This is a genomic window from Desertimonas flava (genome assembly GCF_003426815.1).
GTDB classification, from domain to species: domain Bacteria; phylum Actinomycetota; class Acidimicrobiia; order Acidimicrobiales; family Ilumatobacteraceae; genus Desertimonas; species Desertimonas flava.
On sequence record NZ_QKYK01000014.1, the window covers coordinates 73,327 to 95,701 of the forward strand.

Genomic DNA, 22,375 nt, shown 5'->3' on the forward strand with positions numbered 1-22,375 from the left:
CCGAGCCGGCTTGTCGGGAAGCCGGCGCGCCGGCCTGCGTGGCCCAGTGAGCTTCAGCGAATCGCTTGTAGGGACGCAATGAGAGTCGTCGTGGTGGGGGGCGGGCTGGCGGGGCTGTCGGCGGCGGTGGCGTTGAGCGATGCCGGTGTGCACGTGACCCTGCTGGAGAAGGCGCCACGGCTCGGCGGAGCCACCTGGTCGTTCCGTCGCGACGGCCGCAGCTACGACAACGGTCAGCACGTGTTCATGCGGTGCTGCACCGAGTATCTCGCCTTCCTCGATCGCATCGGGTCGTCGCAGCACGTGACGTTGCAGGAACGCATGACCGTGCCGGTGCACCGTCCCGGCGGTCCCAACGCCACGCTGCGCCGCGTCGGGCTGCCCTCGCCGCTCCACCTCGCCCCGTCGCTGTCCACGTACCGGCATCTGTCGCTCACCGAACGGCTCGGTGCCGTGCGGGCCTCGCTCGCCCTCAAGCGCCTCGACCTGGACGACCCCTCGCTCGACGAGCAGGCGTTCGGCGACTGGCTCGCCACCCATGGCGTCGCCGCGAGCGCTCTACCCGCCCTCTGGGACATCGTGATCCGGGCCACCATCAACCTCCCCTCGAGCGAGGCGTCGCTGCTCCTCGCCACCAAGGTGTTCAAGACCGGACTCCTCGACCGCAACGACGGCGCCGACATCGGCTGGTCGAACGTCCCGCTCCAACAGCTCCACGGAGACGCCGCACGGCGCGTGCTGGAGGACGCCGGCGCCGAGGTCCGCGTCAGCGCCAAGGTGGCGGCGATCGAGTCGGGCCCCGACGGTCCGGTCGTCGTGCTCGACGACGGCACGATCGCCGCCGACGCCGTCGTGGTCGCTGTACCCCACGACGCCGTCGCCGGCCTGCTCCCCTCCGGATCGTTCCCCGGCCAGGACGACGTGGCCACGCTCGGGCGCTCGCCCATCGTCAACGTCCACCTGCACTACGACCGCAAGGTGATCGACCAGCCGTTCCTGGCCGGCGTCGACTCGCCCGTGCAATTCGTGTTCGACCGCACCGACTCGACGTTCGCCGGCGACGCCCCGGCCGGCCATCAGGCGGTCGCCATCTCGCTGTCGTCGGCCGAGGAGTACCTCCCGCTCAGTCGCGACCAGCTGGTCGAACGCTTCACCGCCGAGATGGCCCGCCTCGTCCCCGCGGCCCGCTCGGCCACGGTGGTCTCGTCGATGGTCACACGCGAGGTCGCCGCGACGTTCCGTGGCACTCCTGGCAGCGCCCACCTGCGGCCGGGACCGACGACGTCGATCCCCGGTGTCGCCCTCGCCGGAGCATGGACCGACACCGGATGGCCGGCCACGATGGAAGGCGCGGTGCGCAGCGGCAACGTCGCCGCCCGGGACGTCCTGCGTCAGATCGCTACGACCGAGTCCCGTTCAGGAGCCGCCGCGTGACCGTCACTCCCCCCGTTCTCGCCCGCGCCCGGGAGCTGGTGCTGCCCGCGCTCCGCCAGGCCGTCGCTCAGCTCACCCCTCGCCTGCGGCTCCCCACCGAGTACCACTTCGGGTGGGTCGAACCGGACGGCACACCCATCCCGCCTGGTACGGCGCGGACCGGCAAGGCCGTGCGGCCGGCGCTCGCCGTGCTCGGCGCCGAGGCCGCCGGCGGCGACGCGTCCGTCGCCGTGCCCGGCGCGGTGGCGATGGAGCTGATCCACAACTTCTCACTCATCCACGACGACATCATGGACGGCGACAAGACCCGGCACCATCGACCGACGGTCTGGGACGTGTACGGCGTGTCCGAGGCGATCCTCGTCGGCGACGCCGTCCACACGCTCGCCTTCCAGGTGCTCGAGTCGGGCACCTCGTCGTCACCGTACGCGGCCGCGGCGCTGCGCTCAGTCACAGCGGCGACGGCGGCGATGATCACCGGTCAGGCCCAGGACGCCGACCTCGACGGACGCCTCGACGGCACGCTCGCCGAGTGCATCGAGATGGAGCGCAACAAGACCGGTGCCCTGCTCGCCGGGTCGATCGGCGTGGGAGCGGTGCTCGCCGGAGCCGGCCCCGAGGTCGTCGGCGCCCTCGAGCAGTACGGCTTCGAGCTCGGTCTGGCGTTCCAGGCGGTCGATGACGTCCTCGGCATCTGGGGCGACCCCGACGCGACCGGCAAGCCCGTCGGCAACGACCTCCGTGAACGCAAGAAGTCTGTCCCGGTGATGCTCGCCCTCGAATCCGGCGGGCGCCTCGCCGACGCCGTCCGCGACGCGTTCGCCACGTCACCCGGCCCCAACGCGGTGGCGGCCCTGTCGGACGTCCTCGCCGACGCCGGCATCCGTGACCGCACGATCGAACGAGCGCACACGCACCTCGACGCCGCGCTGGCGACGATCGCCACCCAGCCCATCGAGCCCGGCGCCGCCACCGAGCTGGAAACCCTGGCCCGGTTCGTCGTCGAGAGGGAGTACTGAGGAGTCCGGAATGACCGCCTTGCACCACTCCACCACGTCACACGACGCCGACGCCCTGTCCCTCCTCGGGCCGGAGGCGGCGCGGGCCGCGCTCGAGCGCGCCGTCGACGCGCTCTTCGCACTCCAGTCCGAGGCCGGGTGGTGGAAGGGTGAGCTGGAGACGAACGTCACGATGGACGCCGAGGATCTGTTCCTGCGCGAGTTCCTCGGCATCTCGGACCCACGGATCACCGAGGGTGCCGCCAACTGGATCCGCAGCCAGCAACGCGACGACGGGACGTGGGCGACGTTCTTCGGCGGCCCGCCCGAGCTGTCCACCACGGTCGAGGCCTACTGGGCGCTGAAGCTCGGCGGTGATCCGGTCGACGCACCGCACATGCACAAGGCGGCGGCGTACATCGTCGCCGAGGGCGGCGTCGAGCGCACCCGGGTGTTCACGCGGATCTGGATGGCGCTGTTCGGCCTGTGGTCGTGGGACGAGCTGCCGGCGCTGCCGCCCGAGGTGATCCTCCTGCCCCACCAGATCTTCGGCCGGCGCGTCCCGCTCAACATCTACGACTTCGCCTGCTGGGCCCGCCAGACGATCGTGCCGCTCACCGTGGTCGGCTCGCACCGGCCCGTCCGTCCTTTGCGCCCGGCCTGGCTGCCGGCCGGGGAAGCGTTCGGGCTCGACGAACTGCGCACGGGGGCCCCACGCAAGGAGACGGAGCCGCGGCCGCCGCGCACGCTGGCCCGGGCGTTCCAGCACCTCGATCGCGTGCTGCACCTGCACGAACGCCGCCCGATCGGACCGCTGCGCCGGCGGGCCCTGCGCAAGGCCGAGCGCTGGATCGTCGAGCGTCAGGAGGCCGACGGCAGCTGGGGCGGCATCCAGCCGCCCTGGGTGTACTCGCTCCTCGCCCTGCACCTCCAGGGCTACCCACTCGACCATCCCGTGATGAAGGCCGGCCTCGCCGGCCTCGACTCGTTCAGCATCTGGGACCACACGAAGTGCGCTGGGGACAGTCCGTGTCGGGGTTCAGCGAGCGCCAGCGAGCGTCCCGGAGTTCGAGCGGCCGTTCACGCGGGATGCGTGGCCGGGGAACGCAGATTAGAGGCGTGCCAGTCGCCGGTGTGGGACACCGCGCTGGCGGTCGTCGCCCTCACCGACGCCGGAGTCGACCCCACCGATCCCCGACTCGCCAAGGCAGCGCACTGGCTGCTCGACGAGGAGGTCACCGTCACGGGCGACTGGAGCGTCAAGCGCCCCGACCTCGCCCCGGGCGGCTGGGCATTCGAGTTCGAGAACGACAACTATCCCGACGTCGACGACACCGCAGAAGTCGTCTTGGCCCTCGATCGTGTCCGCCGTGTCGATCCGGTGCGCGTCCAGGCCGCCATCGACCGCGCCGTTCGGTGGACGAACGGCATGCAGTGCCGCGACGGCGGGTGGGGTGCCTTCGACGTCGACAACGACAGCCGGGTCGCGGCCGAGCTGCCGTTCTGCGACTTCGGCGCGGTCACCGACCCGCCGAGCTCCGACGTCACGGCCCACGCCGTCGAGATGCTCTCCCACCTCTGCTCGGTCAGCCGGGACCATGCGGTCGACCGGGCCGCCCTCGACCGCGCGGTCGAGTGGCTGTCGCAGGAGCAGGAGCGTGATGGATCGTGGTTCGGCCGCTGGGGCGCCAACCACATCTACGGCACCGGCGCCGCCGTGCCGGCACTGGTCTCGGCCGGTGTCTCGGTCGAGGACGAGCGCGTGCAGCACGCCATGCGCTGGCTCGACTCGGTGCAGAACCCCGACGGCGGCTGGGGCGAGGACCTGCGCTCCTACGCCGACGACTCGTGGCGCGGCCGCGGCGAGTCCACGGCTTCGCAGACCGCATGGGCACTCCTCGCTCGCACGTCGGCACGCGACCTCGGCGAATCGACCCGCCGCGGCGTGACATGGCTTGTCGAGAACCAGCGCGCCGACGGCTCGTGGGACGAGCCGTACTTCACCGGCACCGGGTTCCCTCGCGACTTCTACATCAACTATCACCTCTATCGGCTCGTGTTCCCGGTGATGGCACTCGGCCGGTACGTCAAGGCGTTGGGAGCACACGATGGGTGATCGCCGCTTGACCGTCCTCGCGCCGATGCGCATCGAGCACGTCGCGATCAAGCGCGGCGCCACGAGCGCGACGGTGCTGCGGACGGGCATGGGGCCGGCGAAGGCGTCGGCGTTCGCCGCTGGGGAGGGCAGGCGCCGGATCGATCCGGCAGGCCCGATCGCCGTCGTCGGGGTGGCCGGCGCCCTCAGCGACGACCTGAAACCTGGTGACATCATCGTCGCCGACTCGTTGGTGTCCACCGACGGCAAGATCTCCGTCGACCTCCCGGGGGCGCCCCTGGTCGCCTCGGCCCTCGCCGCGGCGGGCATCACGTCGCGCATCGGGCCGCTGTCGTGCGCCCACGTCATCATCAAGGGCGACGCGCGCGACAAGCTCGCCGCCTCGGGGGCGATCGCCGTCGAGATGGAGTCGGCGTGGCTGGCCGACGGCCTGGGTGCCACGGAGGGAGGCCGCCCCTTCGCCGTCGTGCGCGTGATCATCGACACGCCGAGCCACGAGTTGTTCTCACGGCACACCATTCGCAACTTCCGCATGGTCCTCGGCAAGTTGGCATCCGTCGTGGCCCCGTTGGAGCGGTGGGCCGAGGCGTGCGGTGACCGTGACATCCTTCTCGCCGGGCCACGGTCGTTCTGTGCGGGGGTCGAGCGGGCGATCGAGATCGTCGAGCGGGCGATCGACCGGTTCGGCGCACCCGTGTACGTGCGGCGTCAGATCGTCCACAACTCCCACGTCGTGGCCGACCTCGAGCGGCGCGGCGCGGTCTTCGTCGAGGAGCTCGACGAAGTACCGCCCGGCGCCACGGTCGTCCTCGCCGCTCACGGGGTGTCCCCGATGGTCCGCAGCGAGGCGGACGCCCGCGGCCTCCAGGTGATCGACGCGACGTGTCCCCTGGTCAGCAAGGTCCACAGCGAGGCCCGGCGATTCGCCGATCGCGACTTCGACATCGTGCTGATCGGTCACGACGACCACGAGGAGGTCATCGGCACGATCGGCGAGGCGCCGGGACGGATCAGCGTCGTGGCGTCGGCCGAGGACGTCGACCGCTTGGCCGTGCGCGACCCGGACCGAGTCGCCTACCTGACGCAGACGACACTCGCCGTCGACGAGGCCGACGGCATCGTGCAGCGGCTTCGCGAGCGCTTCCCGAATCTCGCCGGTCCCCGCCGCGAGGACATCTGCTACGCCACTCAGAACCGGCAGGAAGCGGTCACGGCCATCGCCGCCGAGAGCGACGTGCTGTTCGTCGTCGGCTCGGCCAACTCGTCCAACTCCCGACGGCTCGTCGAGGTCGCCGAGCGGCGCGGCGTGCGCGCTCACCTCGTCGACGGGCCCGACGGTCTCGACGTCGCCTGGCTGGAGAAGGCCGTGAGTGTCGGCATCAGCGCCGGGGCGTCGGCCCCCGAATCGAAAGTTCAAGAGGTCGTCGCGGCGATCGCGTCGCTCGGTCCGGTCACGGTCACCGAGCGCACCGTGGTGGTCGAAGACGTCTCGTTCCCCCTTCCGAGCCTGGTCAAGTAGCAGGCCGATCCGTCTCCGAGTAGTAGAAGTAGTAGCAGAGGAGTCCGCAACATGGGCATCCCGTTCAAGCAGTCCGTGCGTGTCGGCGCCTACCTGGCCAAGAACAAGCTCAAGGGCCGCAAGAAGTTCCCGCTCATCGTCGAGCTCGAGCCGTTGTTCGCCTGCAACCTGGCGTGCCCCGGCTGCGGCAAGATCCAGCATCCCACGGAGGTGCTGCGCAAGCGGGTCAGCGTCGAGGACGCCGTGGCCGCGATGGAGGAATGCGGGGCGCCGATGGTGTCGATCGCCGGTGGCGAGCCGCTGCTCCACCCCGACATCGACCGCATGGTGGCCGAGCTGGTGAAGCGCAAGAAGTACGTGTACCTCTGCACCAACGGCATCCTGCTCGAGCGCAAGCTCGACCTGTTCACGCCGTCGCCGTACTTCTCGTTCGTCATCCACATCGACGGTCTCGGGGACCGTCACGATCGCGCCGTCGACCGTGACGGTGTGTGGGACACATGCATCAAGGCGATCAAAGAGGCGCGGGCGCGCGGGTTCCGCGTCACCACCAACAGCACCTTCTTCAACACCGACTCGGCGAAGAACGTGCGCGAAGTGCTCGACTACCTGAACGACGACCTCCAGGTGGACGCGATGATGGTGTCGCCCGGCTACGCATACGAGAAGGCGCCCGATCAGGACCACTTCCTTCCGATCGAGCAGACCCACGAGATGTTCCGCGAGGCGTTCGCCGACGGCCGCCGCCGCAAGTGGCGACTCAACCACTCCCCCCTCTTCCTCGACTTCCTCGAGGGCAAGGAGGACTTCGAGTGCACGCCGTGGGGCATCCCGAGCTACTCGGTGTTCGGCTGGCAGCGGCCGTGCTACCTGATGAGCGACGGGTACACCGAGACGTATCAAGAGCTGCTCGACACGACCGACTGGAGCAAGTACGGGCGGGGCAAGGACCCGCGGTGCGCCAACTGCATGGCGCACTGTGGCTACGAGCCCACGGCCGTGCTGGCGACCACGGCGTCGCTGAAGCAGTCGATCCGCGCCGCGCTCAACCGGTAGAACGAGCTCGCCTGGTCAGCGGTCAGCCGCTGAGCCGCTGCTCCACGCCGGGTCGGCTCAGGCGAGCTTCTCGACGAACGACTCGAGCTGACGCAGGTTGCGGCACTCGTACACGCCGTCGGTGTGGGTGCCGTACTCGCCGACAATGGAGTCCCCGGTGTTCCAGTAGGAACGCGGCTCGGGGTTGAGCCAGTAGACGTGCCGGGCCTTGGCGGCCATCTGCTTGACGACCCAGCTCTGGCTGGCGTGGTAGTTGTTGCGGGCGTCACCGAGGAGCAACACCGTCGACTTGGGGCCGACCTCCTTGCCCCACTTCTGCCAGAACACCTCGAAGGCGTGGCCGTAGTCGGAGTGGCCGTCCACCCACACCACGTCGGCCTCGGTGTTGACGCGATGGATCGCCTCTTGGATGTCCTCGGTCGTGCGGAAGTACTCGGTGACCTCGTCGATGCCGTCGATGAAGACGAACGAGCGGACCTTGGAGAACTGGTTCTGGATGGCGTACACCAGCATCAGCGTGAAGCGGGCGAAGGCGGCCACCGATCCGGAGATGTCGGCGATGACGATCAGCTCCGGCTTGGCCGGCCGCGGATACTTGAACTTCGGCTCGGCCGGGACACCACCGTAGGAGAGCGAGTGACGCACGGTGTTGCGGAAGTCGAGGGGCCCCTTGCGGCCGTGGCGGCGCTTGCGCGCCAGCCGTGCGGCGAGCTTGCGGGTGAGCGGATACAGGGCCTTGCGCAGCAGCTGCATCTCGTCGCGACTGGCGTGCATGAACTCGACGTCCTCGGGCAGCGGCTTGCGCAGCGTCTTGGCCATCGCCTCGGCGCCTCGGTCGGCGACGAGACGGCGCCGGATCTCGGCTTCGATCTCGGCCTTGAACTTGTCGATGCGGTCCTGGAACTCCTCGTGCTCGAGACGTTCCTCGAGCGATGTGAGCTCCTGGTTGCCTTGCTCCCGCGAGGCCTGCATGAGCTTCTCGAGCATGCCGTCGAGGTCGAGGTTCCGCAGCGTGCGGTAGAGGTAGTACGTGCCGCCGACGGGCCGTCCCGGCTCCATGCCGGCGAACCGCTGCACCGCCTGCCGGGCCATCGCCCGCAGCATCGCCTGGTCGCCGTTGAGCAGCGCCTGCATGAGCAGCTGGGCGATCTCTTCGGCGGTGAGCGAGTCGAGGCCGCCGCCGGCGCCGGCGTTGCCCTCGCCCGCCGCCATCTGGTCCTGCATCTCGCGCCAGAGCTCGTCGAGGCTGTCCTCGTCGCCCTCGGCCAGCTTGTACTCGGGGCCGCGGAGGCTGAAGTACACCTCGAACACGGTCTCGAAACTGCGCCAGTGGGCGTTGTTCTTCACGAGCGTCGCGCCGAGGGCGTACTTGAACGCCTCGCGGTCGTCGACCGGGATGTACTGCACCGCCTCCATGGCGTCGAGGTTCTCGGTGAGGCTGACGGGAAGGCCGGCGTTGCGCAGCTCGACGACGAAGCCGTTGAGGAGCTCGAGCATCTTCGACGAGGGGGCGGCGGCGGTGTCAGTCACGGTGCCCAGAACGGTAGCTGCCGGCGAGCGATCAACAGCACCCGGAACCGGGCTCGGCTTCCGCACGGTCGGCTTCGAGAACGACTTCGCCAGCGGCGTGCTCATCGACCGGTACGTCGTGTCTGGAGACGGCCATGCGCGTGAGCTGGTCTCCCAGCTGTCGTCGCCGATGTGGGCGACCGAGGAGATCCTCGGCCTCGTGGAGTGGATGCGGGCGTACAACGAGGAGCATCCAGACGACCCGGTTCGATTCCTCGGCACCGACGTCTTGCAGCTTCGCCAGCTGAGCTTCGACGAGATCTCCACGTACGCCGCAGACGTCGCCCCCGAGCGGGCCGCCGATGTCGATGCGACCCTGGCGGAGGTGGCCCTGCGCGGCGAGCCATACGAGCAGTTCGCGTGGTTCTTCGGACTGGCCGCGGACGAGCGGCAGGCGGTCGTCGAGAGGGCCGACGACCTGGTCCGCCTCGTCGCGACATTGCCCGTCGGAAGCGACCCCGTCCTCAAGGCGAACATCGACCAGCACGCCAGGGCGATCGCCGGGTGGTACGAGAACTATTCGCACGACACGGAGTTCCGGGCCGGGCGCGAACGGTTCATCGCCGACTCGATCGCGTGGTGGCAGGGCCTCACCGGCAGCCGGGTCGCATACTGGGCCGCCAACGTGCACACGGCTGCGGCGCCGGCACTCTCCTACTCCAATCCAGGCGACGGTGAGCAGACCGGGGTGATGGCCGGCGGCCACATCGCGGCGCGCCTCGGCGATGGCTACGTGTCGGTCGGGAGCTGGGTCGGTCAGGGCGAGATCAGCCCGGATTACAGCGACCCGCACCCGCACCCGTTCGGGCCCCCGCCCGCAGAGTTCCTCGAAGCGACGCTGGGCCGCGCCGAGGCGGACACCTACCTGCTTCCGCTCGATACCGACGTGCCGGGCGATGTCGCCAGGTGGCGGGCGGGGGCGGCGACAACGCTGATGATCGTGCCGTCGCTGGCCGGCGACGAGGATCCAGCCGCTCACACGATGACGGTTCCGTCGTTGGCCGAGGCGTTCGACGCCGTCGTCTACATCGACGAGTCGAGCGCCAGCCGTCTTCTGGGTCGCTGAACGCCGCCCGGCGCTGTCGGCGTGAGCGGCCGGCACCCGAGCCCGACCGCTCGGGTCGTCACGGTGGGGCGCTCGGCGGCGTCGTCGAGGATGCCGGCACGGTGTCGAACGTCGCCACCGCGCCGGGTGCGACGTTGAAGGTGAGCATCACGATCCTCGTCGCCTCGTCGCCTGGCGCCGACTGCACCTGTACCACAGCGCTGAACGACTGGTCGGCTGGGCTCGCCACCACCATGTTCCACGTCATGTGCGTCGCGCCGCAGTCCGTGCCGACCTGCACGATGCCGGTGAAGATGGGGTCGTCGTACGACCTCACCTCGAGTGTGGCGCAACCGCCGGTGAGACCGTGGGCGCGGAGAAGCTCGGTGGGGTCGGCAGCGAACGGGAACGCTGCGTACAACACGCCCGGCGCGTCGAACGACGTCAGGAAGACGTCGAGATCCGGAGACGCGGCGAGGTAGGGCTGGGCGACTCCGTCGCGCACGGCGGGCAGTGGGTCGACGTCGGTCCACGATTCGGGCACGGCGACCACGAGCAGACCGGTGGAATCGACCAACGGCACGTAGCCGTCGGGGATCGGCGGTGGCTCCGTCGTCGCCGGGGAGAGCACAGAGGCGAGCGACAGCGCGATCGTGGCGAGCACGGCGATCACGGGAGGGTCCGCTTCCGTGTGATCACGACCAGGAAGCCACCGAGCAGCAGCGCCGTCATCGCCGCGGCGACCAGTTCGTCACTCGTGCTGCCGGTCGCCGGCAGAGTGCCACCGGGCGGAGCCGTGACCGGGGGGCCGAACGGGCGGGGTGGGCTCGTCGTCGGAGGCACGGTGACACCCGGGGGCAGGGTTGTTCCCGACGGCGGGGCGGTGCTGACCGGAGGTGCCGTGGTGGCCGGCGCGACGCTGGTCGTCGGACCGGGAGGCAGGGTGGTCGTCGGCGGGGCGAGGCAGTCGAGGTCGTCGGCGTTGATCCGCTGGCAAACGACGACGACTTCGCGATTGGCCGCCGCCGCGTCACCCGTCATGATCGCGTTGCCGGCGTCGTCCACCGCCAACACGGCCACGGCGTCGCCGGCCTGGAGCGCGTTGACCGCGGCCCCCTGCTGCACGTCCGCCTGAGACACGTTGCCACCGGTGTTCGCCTCGGCGATCCCGAGGCTGACGATGACCGAGACCTGTCGGACGTTGGCCCGGGCCCCGCCTTCGGCGAACTGTGCATCCAGGCCTTGGAAGGCTCCGTCGAGGCGCAGGATGAGCCCCTGGAACGGGATCTCGATGCCTTGGCTGTGCGCGTCGAGGGACGCTTCGTTGGCCGAGCGGTGCACGAGGCTGAGGAGCTCGGCCATGAAGGCGGCCATCGTGACCACGGCGTCAGCGGTCTCCTGGTCGAGCGGCCGCACGGACCCGAGCGTGTTGCCGCCCGTGTTGGCGGCCGCCGCCCCCATGTTGGCCACGAGCACATCCTGCACGATGTCGATCTGGCCATCGCCGGACGCCGCGGCCAACGCCACCTGACGGACGAACGTGTCGCTCTCGTTGCCCACGGCGGTGGCATCACCGGACGCGATCGTGCCCTGGGCCGGACCGTAGCCATAGCTCTGCAACATCGCCGGGAGGAGCATGGCGAAGAGCTGTTGGGCGACGGCGTCGTCGTCGGCCTCGCTCGCGGTCAGCAGGCCGGTCGCCACGTTCGACACGTCGTTGAGCCCACTGTTGGCGAGGGCGAACCCGACGTTGAGGACGGTCGCCCGTTGGGTGATGTTCGTCGTCGACTGATCGACACCGAGGATGTCGGCGTACTGCTCGATCTCGGTGAGCGAGTCGTTGCCGGTCGCCGACGCGTCGCCGCTGGCGATATCCCCGCCACTCGCGGCGACGCCGGTACCGGCGACCGCGTTCGTGCCGGTGTTGGCCAGCGCCAGCCCCATCCACAACGAGACGGCGACCTGCGACGAGGCGGCATCGGTGCCGGAATCGGCGTTCTGCCGAGCGATCTGGGTGAGGTACTGCTCGATGTCGAGTCCGGTCGCGTCGGCGTCGCCCGTGGCGATCACACCCGACGCGCCGGGCCCGTCCGGTGCCGACACGGCGTTGAGCCCGGTGTTGGCGAGCGCCGCGCCGATGTTGATGACGAGGGCGACTTGAAGCAGGTTGGCGGTCGCCGAGTCGGTGAGGACGACCTCGGCGCCCTGCGTGATCGCGTTGACGTCGATCGAGCCGACGGCGGTGGCGTCGCCGGTGTCGATCTCGGCCAGGGGCGACGACCCGTCGCCGCCCGTGTCGTCGGTGATCACCTCGTTCGAGCCGGTGTTGGCGTCGGCGACGATCGTCGCCGTGATGACCGCGGTCTGGTTCTGGTCGACCTCGGTCCCGTCGGTCCCGTCGGTCGGGCCGACGTCGGCCGAGCTCACGACCGTCGTCAGGTCGACGACCGTGTCGGGTCCGGCCGAGGTTCCGTCGGCAGTCGTCGGCTCGGGCTCGACCACGATGGTGACCGGCGTGGTCACCTCGGTGGTCGGCGAACTCGTTTCGGAGCCGTCGGTTCCGGGGGCTCCGTCGTCACCGACCGGATCCGTCCCCGGTGGAGTACTGGCGCCCACCGTCGCCGTCCCCGCGGCAAGGACCGCCGAGAACGCGGCGGCCGCCACCGCCTTGAGTTTCATCTGTCCGCCTCTGTGATGTCGGAGGGTGGGGCGGCACGCGGTCGCCCCACCCTCGTCTTGTTTTCCCCGTGGAAGGGATCTGTTAGCCGTTCGCCTCGGCGGTGTTCGTCGAGGTGTTGGTGGCGGTCTGCGACACCGTCAGCGACGCCGAGTTGGTCGCCGTGGCATCGCCGGTGCTGATGGTGTTGCTGGAGCTGGAGGTGTTGCTGCCGGCGTTGGTGTTGCCACTGGTCGCCGTCCCGCCGCCACCGCCTCCGGCCGTCGCGGTGCCGCCGTCGGCGTCGCCGTCACCACCGTTGGCGTCGGCGTCGGACTCCTGGTAGGCCGAGTTGCCCTGCTCGGTGCCGTTGCCGGCGACGTTGTGACCGCTGTTCGCGCCTGCGCTCTGGTCGACACTCACGCCGACCGACTGCGACTGGCTGACGCTGGAGCTCGCCGACGCGTTCGCCGGTGTCGGCGTGCTCGACGACGCCGTGGCATCGCCTGCCGACGACGAGGCCGTGGCCGCTCCCGCGGTCGCCGTTGCCGTGTTGCTGGACGTGTTGGTGTGCGTCTGGGAGATGTCCCCGGTCGCGTCGTTGCCCGCCGTGGCGTTGCCCGTGTCGATGGAGTTGGACGACGTGGCGTCGTTCGAGCCGCTGTTGTCGTTCGTCGCGTTGGCCTCGCCGCCGGCGCCGCCGGCGGCCGTCGCCGTGCCGCCACCGCCGAGATCGAAGATCTTGACCGGCCACGACGGCTTGCAGCCGCAGGCATCCGCGTCGGCGTCACCTCCGTTGGCGTTGGCATCGGCGTCCTGGTCGGCGTCGTTGCCCTGCCAGGTCTCGTTGAAGGCGAGGTTCCCGCCGGTGTTGGACCACGCCTTCTGGCGCAGGTCGACGTTCGCCGAAGCGCTCTGGCTGACGTTGTCGTGCGCGTCGGCCGAGGTCGGATCGGCAGGGTCATCGTTGGCGGACACGCCGCCAGCGGTGAGTGCCGTGATGCCGACCGTCGCAATGGCCGCGACAATGAGTCGCCGCCGGTGCTCTCGTTGCATTGCTGTCTCCTGGATGAGGGCGTCTCCGCCTGTGGATTCCTCCGGTGACGACGACGCTGGAGACAATCGCTCCCGGTCGGCGTCACGCACCCCTTCCACGTGACCCTTCCACGGTGTGTCCGCCGCACCGTCACCCGCACCCGGTGACGGTTCTATGACACGCGGCCGATCGTACCCACCACTTGTCAAGCGGTCCAGCGATTTCTTGAACCGGATTTCACGCGCCCGGTGAGCACCCGCCGGGCCGGAGAGTCAGCGGCGACCGATGTCGAACTCGTTGCCCTCGGGATCGGCCATCACGATCCACGAGATCTCCCCGAGGCTCCCGCTGCCGCGCCGCTCGGCGCCCAGTCCGACCAGCCGCGCGGCCTCGGCGTCGGGGTCGTCGACGTGCAGGTCGACGTGCATGCGGTTCTTGGCGACCTTGGGTTCGGACACGCCCTGCACGAGGAACATCGGCCCGGGGCGACCGTCAGCCGGGAGCAGGATCTCGTACTGCTCGACCGAGTCGGCGCGGCGGTACCCGAGCGCCGCGGCCCAGAAGTCGGCGAGCAGGTCCGTGTCGACCGCGTCGATGACGAAGAGGAGGTCGGGCGGCGACGGCGAGGCGTCGGCTGGTTCACTCATTCCCGCAATGTACGTGGCGGTCACCAGTAGTGGTGCTCGTGCTCCTTGCGGTAGTCGACGACGTCGGCGGTGCGCCCCGTCGCGACGAGGCGGACCCACTCGGGGTTGCCGAGCAGGGCTCGGCCGACGGCGGCCAGATCGAACTCACCGTCGGCGTGACGGGCTGCCAGCGCGGCGATCGAGTGTGCCTCCTGGGGGGAGACCATGCGGCTCGCCGACTGGCTGAGACCGACAGAGCCGACGGTGATGGAGGGACGGCCGGTGATGCGCTTGGCCCAGCCGGCGAGGTTGAGTGGCGAGCCGTCGAAGGCGGGATCCCAGAAGCGGCGTTGCGACGCGTGGAACATGTCGGCGCCGGCATCGACCAGTGGCCCCAACACCTCGGCCAACTCGTCGGGCGTGTCGGCCAGGCGAGCCTCGAAGGCGCGCTCTTTGAACTGCGAGAAGCGGACGACGACGGGGAATGTCGGGCCCGTCGCCGCCCGCACCGCGGCGACGATGTCGGCGACGATCCGTGCGCGGTTGCGCCGGCTGCCGCCGTAGCGGTCGGTGCGCCGGTTCGTCGCAGCCCACAGGAACTCGTCGAGCAGGTAGCCGTGGGCCGCGTGGACCTCGACGCCGTCGAACCCGACGCGGTGAGCGGCGCGGGCGGCGTCGGCGTACGCCCCGATCAGCACGTCGACCTCGGCGGTGGTCACCGCGTGTGAGTTGGGACGTCCGTGCTCGTCGATGCCCGACGGGGTCCACGCAGGATGCCCGTCCGGCGAGTCCCGCTGGCTTCCCATGTGCCACAGCTGCGCCACGATCGACGACCCCTCGGCGTGGACGGCGTCGACCACATGGTGCCAGCCCGCTGCCGCCTCGTCGGTCAGGCGCGGGACGTCCGGGTCGTGACCGGCGCTCGGGTGATCGACGAGGATCCCTTCGGTCACGATCAGCCCCACGCCTCCGGCCGCGCGGCGGCGGTAGTACGCCGAGTTTTTGGCCGTCGGGATCCCATCCGGCGAGTGGCTGCGAGTCATCGGCGCCATCACGAAGGCGTTGCGGAGGGTCAGCCCGGCCACGGAGATCGGGGCGAACAGGCGGGCGGCCGACGGGTCGGTCGCCGTCGCGTCGGTTGCGAGTGCGGTCATAGAGGTACGCTAAACCCTTACATTGACGTCAAGGTCAAGGGTCTGTGACGGACGGCATGGAGGACGCTCGATGAGGATCGGTGAACTGGCGGCGGCGACGGGAGCGAGCGCCTGCGCCCTGCGGTACTACGAGGAGCAGAGCCTGCTGGCCAGCGAGCGCAGCCCGAGCGGTCAGCGGCACTACCCCCACTCCGCCGTCGAGCGGGTCGAGTTGATCAGGTGCCTGCTCGATGCCGGGCTGTCGAGCGCGACGATCGCCGACGTCCTGCCGTGCATCGCCGACGACACGATCCGAACGCCGTGGCTGGAACAGCGACTCGGCGAGGAGCTGCAGCGCGTCGATGAGCAACTGGCGTCACTGAAGCGGACCCGACGCCTGCTGTCGGAGGTGGTCGCCCGCTACCGGGTCTGACGGCTGTCAGGTGTCGACGGCTGCTCGCTCGAACGAACCGAGGCGCTCACCGTCGCGTGTACTCTCGGCACCGACCATCGGCGACCGACGGGGCCGTCGACGTTGCGGAACGGGGTGAGGATGACGGCCATCGGCTGGGCGAGCGCTCGTGCTCGCCTGTTCAACGGGCGGAGCGGAGCGGGCGTGCTCATGGCGCTGGCGGCTGTGGCGCCGATCGCCGCGCCGACGTCCGCTGGCACCCCAGCGGTCGCGGAGCCGGACAGCATCGTCGTGACGTCGTCGCTCAATCCGGCGAACGAGGGGGATGCGATCACGTTCACGGCGGTCGTCACGTGGAACGGCGAGATCCAGGAACAGGGCTGGCTGCCGTTCCTCGCCGACGGCGTGTTGCTCGGGACGGTCGCGATGAGCGGCGACGTGAACTCGTTCACCACCAGCGCACTTCCGCCGGGCACCCACCAGATCACGACGAACTGGTCGCTCTCACCGAGCAACTTCATGCTCTCCAGCGCACCTCTGGAGCAGGTCGTGATCGCCCGCCCGGTCCCGAGCACGACATCGACCACGACGTCCACCACCATGCTGCCGACCACGACCCACCCACCCAGCCCGGCTCCCACGGCGACGGGCATGACGTCGTCGCCGAATCCGTCGGTGCTGGGGCAGCCCGTCACCTTCGTCGTCACCGTCGCCGGAGCGGACGCCGCGCCGGCCGGTCTCCGGGGCCACCACGCCGCCGCACAGCCCTCAGTCGATGGCGGCACGGTGACGATCGCCGATGCCGGCGCGGTCCTGGCCACCGTCCCGGTCGTCTCCGGCCGGGCGGTGTTCACCACGTCGGCGCTGTCGGCCGGCGTGCACACCATCACGGCCGACTTCAGCGGCACGGCCACGGCGGCGCCGAGCAGCTTCGCCCTCCGTCAGCAGGTCGACCGACCGGCCGCTCCCACGCCACCGACGTTGCCGGCCACTCGGTGAGCGCCGGCGGCCCGAGGCGAGGCCTCAAGCGTCGTCGACGGAGAGGTCCTTGGTCGCCTTGGCGATGTCGCTCTGGTACTTGAGCAGGATGTGGAGCGTGTCCTTGGCCACCTGGGCGTCGATGGCGTCGAGGTTGAGCAGCAGCAGTGTGCGGGCCCAGTCGAGGGTCTCGGAGACGCTCGGCGACTTCTTGAGATCCATCTGGCGGATCGACCGCACGACGCGGGCGATCTGATCGGCGAGGTTCTCGGTGACACCGGGAACCTTGGCCAGCACGATCTCGCGCTCGCGCTCGAGTGTCGGGTAGTCGACGTGCAGGTAGAGGCAACGCCGCTTGAGCGCCTCGGACAGCTCCCGCGTGTTGTTGGAGGTGAGGAACACGAGAGGGATCTGCTTGGCGGTGATCGTGCCCAGCTCAGGGATCGACACCTGGTAGTCGGACAGGATCTCGAGCAACAGCGCCTCGGTCTCGACCTCGACGCGGTCGACCTCGTCGATCAGCAGCACGACCGGGTCGGGCGCCGAGATCGCCTCGAGCAACGGGCGGGTGAGCAGGAACTCGTCGGAGAAGATGTCGTCGGACACCTCGGCCCAGCTGGTGTCGGCCTCACCAGCGCCGGCCTTGTTGTCGGACTGGATGCGCAGCAGCTGCTTCTTGTAGTTCCACTCGTACAGCGCCTTGGACTCGTCGAGGCCCTCGTAGCACTGCAGCCGGATCAGGCGAGCGCCGAGCATCTCGGCCACCGACTTGGCGAGCTGGGTCTTGCCCGTACCGGCCGGTCCCTCCACCAGGATCGGCTTGCCGAGGCGGTCGGCAAGGAACACCACGCCGGCGATGCCGTCGTCAGCGAGGTAATTGACGTCCTTCAGCCCGTCGCGAACCTGGGGGACGCTCTCGAAGCGGGCAGTCGTTTCAGCGGTCACGGCTGCGACGTTACCGATCGCTAGCTGCGACGACGCTGTCGGAACCGCGGCGGGGGGTGAAGATCGTCAGAACAATGTCGCCTGATCGACGGGATCGTCGGGCACCGGGAGCGCCTCCAGCGCCGGCACGAGTTGACGAACCTCATCGTGGAACCGTCGTGCCAGCACGAGGGCGTGGTCGTTGTCGGGCGTGTGGATGAACACCGTGGGCGTGCGCCCCTCGGCGAGCCACGCGGCGACGACGGGCAGCCACTCCTGCCAACCGGCGACGGTCACGTTGATGTCGTCGCGGCCGATGTAGCGAACCACGGGCCGATCGGTGAGGGCCTCGACGCGGCGGGGCACGCGCGGCTTGTTGGACCAGCCCTCGCGCTCCATGTCGGTGACCGGCGGCCGCGAGAACAGCACGGTGGTGTCGAAGATCGTCCACTCGAAACCGACCGACTCGAGGAGGGAAGCGGCCGATCGCGAGGCCGGGCTCCCGTCGAAGAACGCCGGATGCCGCAGCTCGACCGCGAAGCGGTGCGTCCGCGGCGCCGCGCGTGCGAACGCCGCCAGAGCCGGCAGATCGGCTGGCCCAAAGCTGGCGGGGAGCTGCACGGCGATCGTGCCGGCCCGCTCGCCAAGTGGCGCGAGCAGTTGGAGAAAGGCGCCGACGTCGTCGGCCGGCACCCGCAGGCGCCGGTCGTGCGTGAACGTCTTGGGGAGCTTGAAGAAGAACCGGAAGTCGGGCGGGGTCTGGTCGGCCCAGGCGGCGATCGTGGACGCCGCCGGCTCGGCGTAGAACGTGGCGTTGCCCTCGACGGCGTTGCACCACGTCGCGTACACGGGCAGCTGGGCACTCCGGCCGGCCGGCAGGTGCCGTCCGATCCAGGCCTTGTGCGCCCACAGCGCGCACCCCACGTACAACCGCATCGCCCGACGAGACTATGTGTGCGCTCGGGCGGTGCCGGGGTGGGCATGACGCGGTGCAACTACGCTCCCGCCGTGGCTGGAGCACTGGCGAAGTACGTCGACGCCTTCGTCGACGGGGTGAGCGCCGACCTGTCGGAACTGTCGGGCAGGGACCACCGAGCCGACGTGGTCGTCGAGGCGAGCGATCTGGTGGGCGCCGTCATCGACAGCGACGGTCGCCACTCGGGCGCCGAGCTCGAGGCCTGGCTCGACGACATCGGCCCCCGCCTCCAGCCGGCGGTGCTGGTGTCGTCCGTGCAGCTCAGGGAGTCGCAGCTGCTGGTCGGCAAGGCTCGCTGGCTCGAGCGTCCGAGCACGCTGTTCGGACTCCTGCTCGACGCCGACGCCAGGGACGCCGGCCGACGCGCCGTGCGCTACTACGAGCTGGGGATCCGCCTCTGCCACGCCGCGGCGTCGGTCGACCTCGTGCCCTCACCCGACGAGGTGGCGGCGATCGACCGGTACCGCGGCGTCCTGCTCGGCGCGTTCGACCGCGCCGGCCTGCCCCGGCCCGGCGTGTCGAACCGCGGGGGCGAGCCGCCCCGGCCGCCCTCCGGAGTCCGACCGCAGCAACCCGGAGATCCAGTCGTCGCCACCGCCACGGACGGAGCACCCGCCGCGCAACCGGTCGAGCTGCCGCCGGCACGCCCGATCGAGGACCTCCTCGCCGAGCTCGATGCCCTCGTCGGCCTGGCGACGGTCAAGACGCAGGTGCGGCGGTTGACGTCGTTGCTCCGCATCCAGGCCCTGCGCGTCGAGCGGGGGCTGCCGACGCTCGAGACGAGCCACCACCTGGTGTTCACCGGCAACCCCGGCACCGGGAAGACGACCGTCGCCCGCCTGCTCAGCCAGATCCTCCGCACGCTCGGCCTGGTGTCGCACGGACATCTCGTGGAGACCGACCGCTCTCACCTAGTCGCCGGCTACGTGGGTCAGACTGCCGCCAGGACACGTGGCGTGATGGAGTCGGCGTTGGGCGGCACGCTCCTCGTGGACGAGGCCTACGCCCTCGCCCGCGGCGGCGAGAACGACTTCGGGCGCGAGGCGATCGACACGATCGTCAAGTTCATGGAGGACCATCGCGACGACCTCGCCGTGATCGCCGCCGGCTATCCGGCCGAGATGGCCGCGCTGATCGACGCCAATCCCGGCCTCAAGAGCCGCTTCACGCGCACGATCGAGTTCCCCGACTACACCACCGACGAGTTGGTCGCCATCTTCGAGGGGATGAGCGACGCCACCCGCTACCACCTCGACGACGCCGGCCGCGAGGCGCTGCGCACGGTGATCGACGCCGAACCGCGCGGGCGCGGCTTCGGCAACGCTCGCTTCGTGCGCAACCTCTTCGAGGAGGCGGTCGGCCGCCAAGCCGAACGGCTCGCCGCGGTGGAGCATCCCACCGAGGACGAGCTGACGACGCTCACCGCAAACGATCTTCTCGGGGCCGAATCGCCGGACTGAACGCCTTCCAGCAGTCTTGCCGGCTGCTATCTGGCACACCTAACGTCTCGGCGTCGTTCCTCGAGATCGGAGCCCCCGTGACCCGCACGCCCAGACGCCTCGCCCCCTACCTCATCGCCACCGCACTGGCCAGCGCCGCGACAGCCGGCGCCGGCACGGCGGGGGCGTCGACCGCGCCCGAGCCCACGCCTCCCGGCACCGAGACCGCCGGCAGCGACGCGGTCGCCGGGGCGCCCACGAGCGCCGAGGACGGTGCGTTCCCGGTGACGATCCCGACGGCCTTCGGCGACGTGACGCTGGACGAAGAGCCACAGCGTGTCGTCGCCGTCGGTTGGTCCGACGCCGAGACGGCCCTCGCCCTCGGCGTCCAGCCCGTCGGGGTGAGCGACTGGCTCGGCCTGGGTGGCGACGGGCTGGGCCCGTGGGCCGCCGACCTCTACGAAGAGGAACCGGAGCAGCTCGGCACGATGGATCTCAACCTCGAGCTGCTCGCCGCGCTCGAGCCCGACCTGATCCTCGACACGCGGTCCGACGGGACCCCCGAGCGCCACGACGCGTTGAGCGAGATCGCCCCCACCCTGAGCCCGCCGGCCGACGTCGTCGCGTATGGCACCACGTGGCAGCAGCAGCTCGAGATGGTGGCCGCGGCCCTCGGCCGTCCAGCGTACGGGGCCGAGCTCGCGGCGAGCGTCGACGACGCCTTCGCCGCAGCGGCCGCCGAGCACCCGGAGTTCGACGGCGCCGAGGCGGTCGTCGGTGCCTTCTCGGCCGACGGGTTCGGCATCTACGTCACCGGCGACGCCCGCGTGGAGTTCCTCAGCCAGCTCGGCTTCGTCCAGAAGCCGGGCATCGACGAGCTCGGCACGGGCAACTTCTACGTCCCGGTGGGCGACGAGAACCTCGAGCTGTTCGACGCCGACGTCACGGTGGTGTTCCCCATCTTCGTCGAGGCGTCGGAGTTCACCGAGAACCCGGTGTGGCAGGCCGTGCCGTCGGTCGCCGACGGCCGCGCCGTCGTCATCGAGGACCTCGACCTGCTCAACGCCTTCTCCAGCGGATCCGTGCCCGGCATCCTCTACGCCATCGACGCGATCACCCCACTCCTGGCCGACGCCCTCGCCTGACACACCGCGTCGCACACCGATGTGAGCGTTACGGTTGGTGCCAGGCACCAACCGTAACGCCCGTCTGCGGACGCGGCCGGCGGGGTCGCCGAGCGGGCCGTCAGTTCCAGCCGGGGAGGCGGGCGGTCTCGGCGAACGCGTCCAGGACGGCCATCTCCGGGGCGATGTCGATCCCCTGATCGAACAGCCAGCCGTCGTCGTAGTAGGTGGTCGCGTAGCGGTCGCCACCGTCGCAGATGAGCGTGACGATGCTGCCCTCGACGCCGGCGTCGCGCAGTTCGGCGGCAAGACCGAGCGACGCCCACAGGTTCGTGCCGGTCGATCCTCCGGCCCGGCGGCCGGTGACTCGGTGGAGATGTCGCATCGCGGCGATCGAGGCGGCGTCGGTGACCCTCGCCATGCGGTCGATCACCGACGGCACGAACGACGGCTCGACGCGGGGCCGGCCGATGCCCTCGATCCGCGAACCGCAGGCGGTGGCCGCCGGGTTCTCGTCGGTCCAGCCGTCGTAGAACGCCGACCCCTCAGGATCGGCGACGAGCAACTGCGTGCCGAGTCGCCGGTAGCGGACGTAGCGCCCGATCGTCGCGCTCGTCCCTCCCGTGCCGGCACCGACGACGACCCAGCACGGGATCGGGTGACGCTCGCGAGTCATCTGACCGAAGATCGACTCGGCGATGTTGTTGTTTCCCCGCCAGTCGGTGGCCCGCTCCGAGTAGGTGAACTGGTCCATGTAGTGGCCACCCACCGACGTCGCCAGGCGGGCTGCCTCCTCGTAGATCGCCCCCGGCTCGTCGACGAAGTGGCACGACCCGCCGGTGCGTTCGATGAGTGCCACCTTCTCGGGGCTCGTGCTGCGCGGCATCACGGCGACGAAGGGCAGGCCCAGCAGGCTGGCGAAGTATGCCTCGGACACCGCCGTCGACCCCGACGAGGCCTCGACGATCGTGGTGCCCTCACGGATCCAGCCGTTGCACAGCGAGTAGAGGAACAGCGAACGAGCGAGGCGGTGCTTCAGACTGCCCGTCGGGTGCACCGACTCGTCCTTGAGATAGAGGTCGACGCCCCACTCCGGTGGCAGCGGGAAGACGTGCAGGTGGGTGTCGGCGCTGCGGTTGGCGTCGGCCTCGACCTTGTCGATGGCGGCGTCCACCCATGCGCGATCGGCGCCGCAGGGCCGTCGGGTCACGGTCATCGTGATCCCGGCATCCACGTGGTCGATCGCATCAGTGGCCGACACTACCGCCGACGCTTGAGCGCTCAGTTGTGCCTCACTACGCTCAGAATCGATCATCCGTCGTCGACGACGCTGC

At 70.2% G+C, this 22,375-nt stretch carries 19 protein-coding genes; 10 read left to right on the plus strand and 9 right to left on the minus strand.

What is annotated here, in order from left to right; all coding sequences use genetic code 11:
- Positions 1 to 78 precede the first annotated feature (78 nt).
- The 5 genes from hpnE to hpnH are packed head-to-tail and all read left to right on the plus strand — an operon-like array spanning position 79 to position 7,123.
- The gene (gene hpnE, locus DN771_RS16680) at positions 79 to 1,434 is read left to right on the plus strand and encodes a hydroxysqualene dehydroxylase HpnE (RefSeq protein ID WP_116998675.1); all 1,356 of its coding nucleotides are present in this window, start codon (positions 79 to 81) and stop codon (positions 1,432 to 1,434) included.
- Entirely contained in the window at positions 1,431 to 2,453 is a 1,023-nt protein-coding gene (locus DN771_RS16685) for a polyprenyl synthetase family protein (RefSeq protein WP_162942040.1), read from the plus strand. Before hpnE ends, DN771_RS16685 begins: the two co-directional genes overlap by 4 nt.
- Positions 2,454 to 2,463: 10 nt before the next feature.
- Complete coding sequence (shc, locus tag DN771_RS16690) at positions 2,464 to 4,548, plus strand: squalene--hopene cyclase (protein WP_116998677.1); 2,085 nt, start codon at positions 2,464 to 2,466, stop codon at positions 4,546 to 4,548.
- The gene (gene ispH, locus DN771_RS16695) at positions 4,541 to 6,067 is read left to right on the plus strand and encodes a 4-hydroxy-3-methylbut-2-enyl diphosphate reductase (protein WP_116998678.1); all 1,527 of its coding nucleotides are present in this window, start codon (positions 4,541 to 4,543) and stop codon (positions 6,065 to 6,067) included. Before shc ends, ispH begins: the two co-directional genes overlap by 8 nt.
- Positions 6,068 to 6,118: 51 nt before the next feature.
- Positions 6,119 to 7,123, plus strand: coding sequence for an adenosyl-hopene transferase HpnH (gene hpnH, locus DN771_RS16700; RefSeq protein ID WP_116998679.1), 1,005 nt, complete (start codon positions 6,119 to 6,121; stop codon positions 7,121 to 7,123).
- Between the two features lie 57 nt (positions 7,124 to 7,180).
- Here the strand turns inward: hpnH and DN771_RS16705 are convergent, their stop codons facing one another.
- Entirely contained in the window at positions 7,181 to 8,653 is a 1,473-nt protein-coding gene (locus DN771_RS16705; RefSeq protein ID WP_227462384.1) for a vWA domain-containing protein, read from the minus strand.
- A 1-nt stretch (position 8,654) separates the two neighbouring features.
- Between DN771_RS16705 and DN771_RS16710 the strand changes: the two genes are divergently transcribed.
- On the plus strand, positions 8,655 to 9,758 hold the full coding sequence (locus tag DN771_RS16710) for an erythromycin esterase family protein (protein WP_162942041.1): 1,104 nt from the start codon (positions 8,655 to 8,657) through the stop codon (positions 9,756 to 9,758).
- Positions 9,759 to 9,816: 58 nt separating this feature from the next.
- Here DN771_RS16710 and DN771_RS16715 read toward each other — a convergent pair whose 3' ends face one another.
- From DN771_RS16715 to DN771_RS16735, 5 genes are all read right to left on the minus strand, one after another.
- Positions 9,817 to 10,410 (minus strand): hypothetical protein, encoded by a 594-nt coding sequence (locus tag DN771_RS16715; protein ID WP_116998682.1) that lies wholly within the window; start codon positions 10,408 to 10,410, stop codon positions 9,817 to 9,819.
- Complete coding sequence (locus tag DN771_RS16720) at positions 10,407 to 12,416, minus strand: LPXTG cell wall anchor domain-containing protein (protein ID WP_116998683.1); 2,010 nt, start codon at positions 12,414 to 12,416, stop codon at positions 10,407 to 10,409. The genes DN771_RS16715 and DN771_RS16720 overlap by 4 nt, the downstream gene beginning before the upstream one ends.
- Before the next feature lie 82 nt (positions 12,417 to 12,498).
- Complete coding sequence (locus DN771_RS16725) at positions 12,499 to 13,449, minus strand: hypothetical protein (protein WP_116998684.1); 951 nt, start codon at positions 13,447 to 13,449, stop codon at positions 12,499 to 12,501.
- 252 nt (positions 13,450 to 13,701) lie between these two features.
- The gene (locus DN771_RS16730; RefSeq protein ID WP_162942042.1) at positions 13,702 to 14,076 is read right to left on the minus strand and encodes a VOC family protein; all 375 of its coding nucleotides are present in this window, start codon (positions 14,074 to 14,076) and stop codon (positions 13,702 to 13,704) included.
- A gap of 20 nt (positions 14,077 to 14,096) precedes the next feature.
- Entirely contained in the window at positions 14,097 to 15,209 is a 1,113-nt protein-coding gene (locus DN771_RS16735) for an oxidoreductase (RefSeq protein ID WP_116998686.1), read from the minus strand.
- Between the two features lie 70 nt (positions 15,210 to 15,279).
- Here DN771_RS16735 and DN771_RS16740 point away from each other — a divergent pair, with 70 nt between their 5' ends.
- Entirely contained in the window at positions 15,280 to 15,621 is a 342-nt protein-coding gene (locus tag DN771_RS16740) for a MerR family transcriptional regulator (RefSeq protein ID WP_116998687.1), read from the plus strand.
- A gap of 120 nt (positions 15,622 to 15,741) precedes the next feature.
- Positions 15,742 to 16,599 (plus strand): Ig-like domain-containing protein, encoded by an 858-nt coding sequence (locus DN771_RS16745; protein ID WP_116998688.1) that lies wholly within the window; start codon positions 15,742 to 15,744, stop codon positions 16,597 to 16,599.
- A 24-nt stretch (positions 16,600 to 16,623) separates the two neighbouring features.
- Here the strand turns inward: DN771_RS16745 and DN771_RS16750 are convergent, their stop codons facing one another.
- Together DN771_RS16750 and DN771_RS16755 are read right to left on the minus strand one after the other, a co-directional pair.
- Entirely contained in the window at positions 16,624 to 17,523 is a 900-nt protein-coding gene (locus tag DN771_RS16750) for an AAA family ATPase (RefSeq protein ID WP_116998689.1), read from the minus strand.
- A 66-nt stretch (positions 17,524 to 17,589) separates the two neighbouring features.
- Positions 17,590 to 18,438, minus strand: a complete 849-nt coding sequence (locus DN771_RS16755; RefSeq protein ID WP_116998690.1) for a DUF72 domain-containing protein — start codon at positions 18,436 to 18,438, stop codon at positions 17,590 to 17,592.
- A gap of 72 nt (positions 18,439 to 18,510) precedes the next feature.
- On the opposite strand from DN771_RS16755, the gene DN771_RS16760 reads away from it, so the two are divergent.
- Entirely contained in the window at positions 18,511 to 19,938 is a 1,428-nt protein-coding gene (locus DN771_RS16760; protein WP_162942043.1) for an AAA family ATPase, read from the plus strand.
- A gap of 77 nt (positions 19,939 to 20,015) precedes the next feature.
- Positions 20,016 to 21,062, plus strand: coding sequence for an ABC transporter substrate-binding protein (locus DN771_RS16765; protein ID WP_116998692.1), 1,047 nt, complete (start codon positions 20,016 to 20,018; stop codon positions 21,060 to 21,062).
- A gap of 100 nt (positions 21,063 to 21,162) precedes the next feature.
- Here the strand turns inward: DN771_RS16765 and cds1 are convergent, their stop codons facing one another.
- Positions 21,163 to 22,257 carry an L-cysteine desulfhydrase Cds1 gene (gene cds1, locus DN771_RS16770; RefSeq protein WP_116998730.1) on the minus strand — a complete coding sequence of 365 codons (1,095 nt, stop codon included), beginning with the start codon at positions 22,255 to 22,257 and terminating at the stop codon, positions 21,163 to 21,165.
- Positions 22,258 to 22,375: the final 118 nt, after the last annotated feature.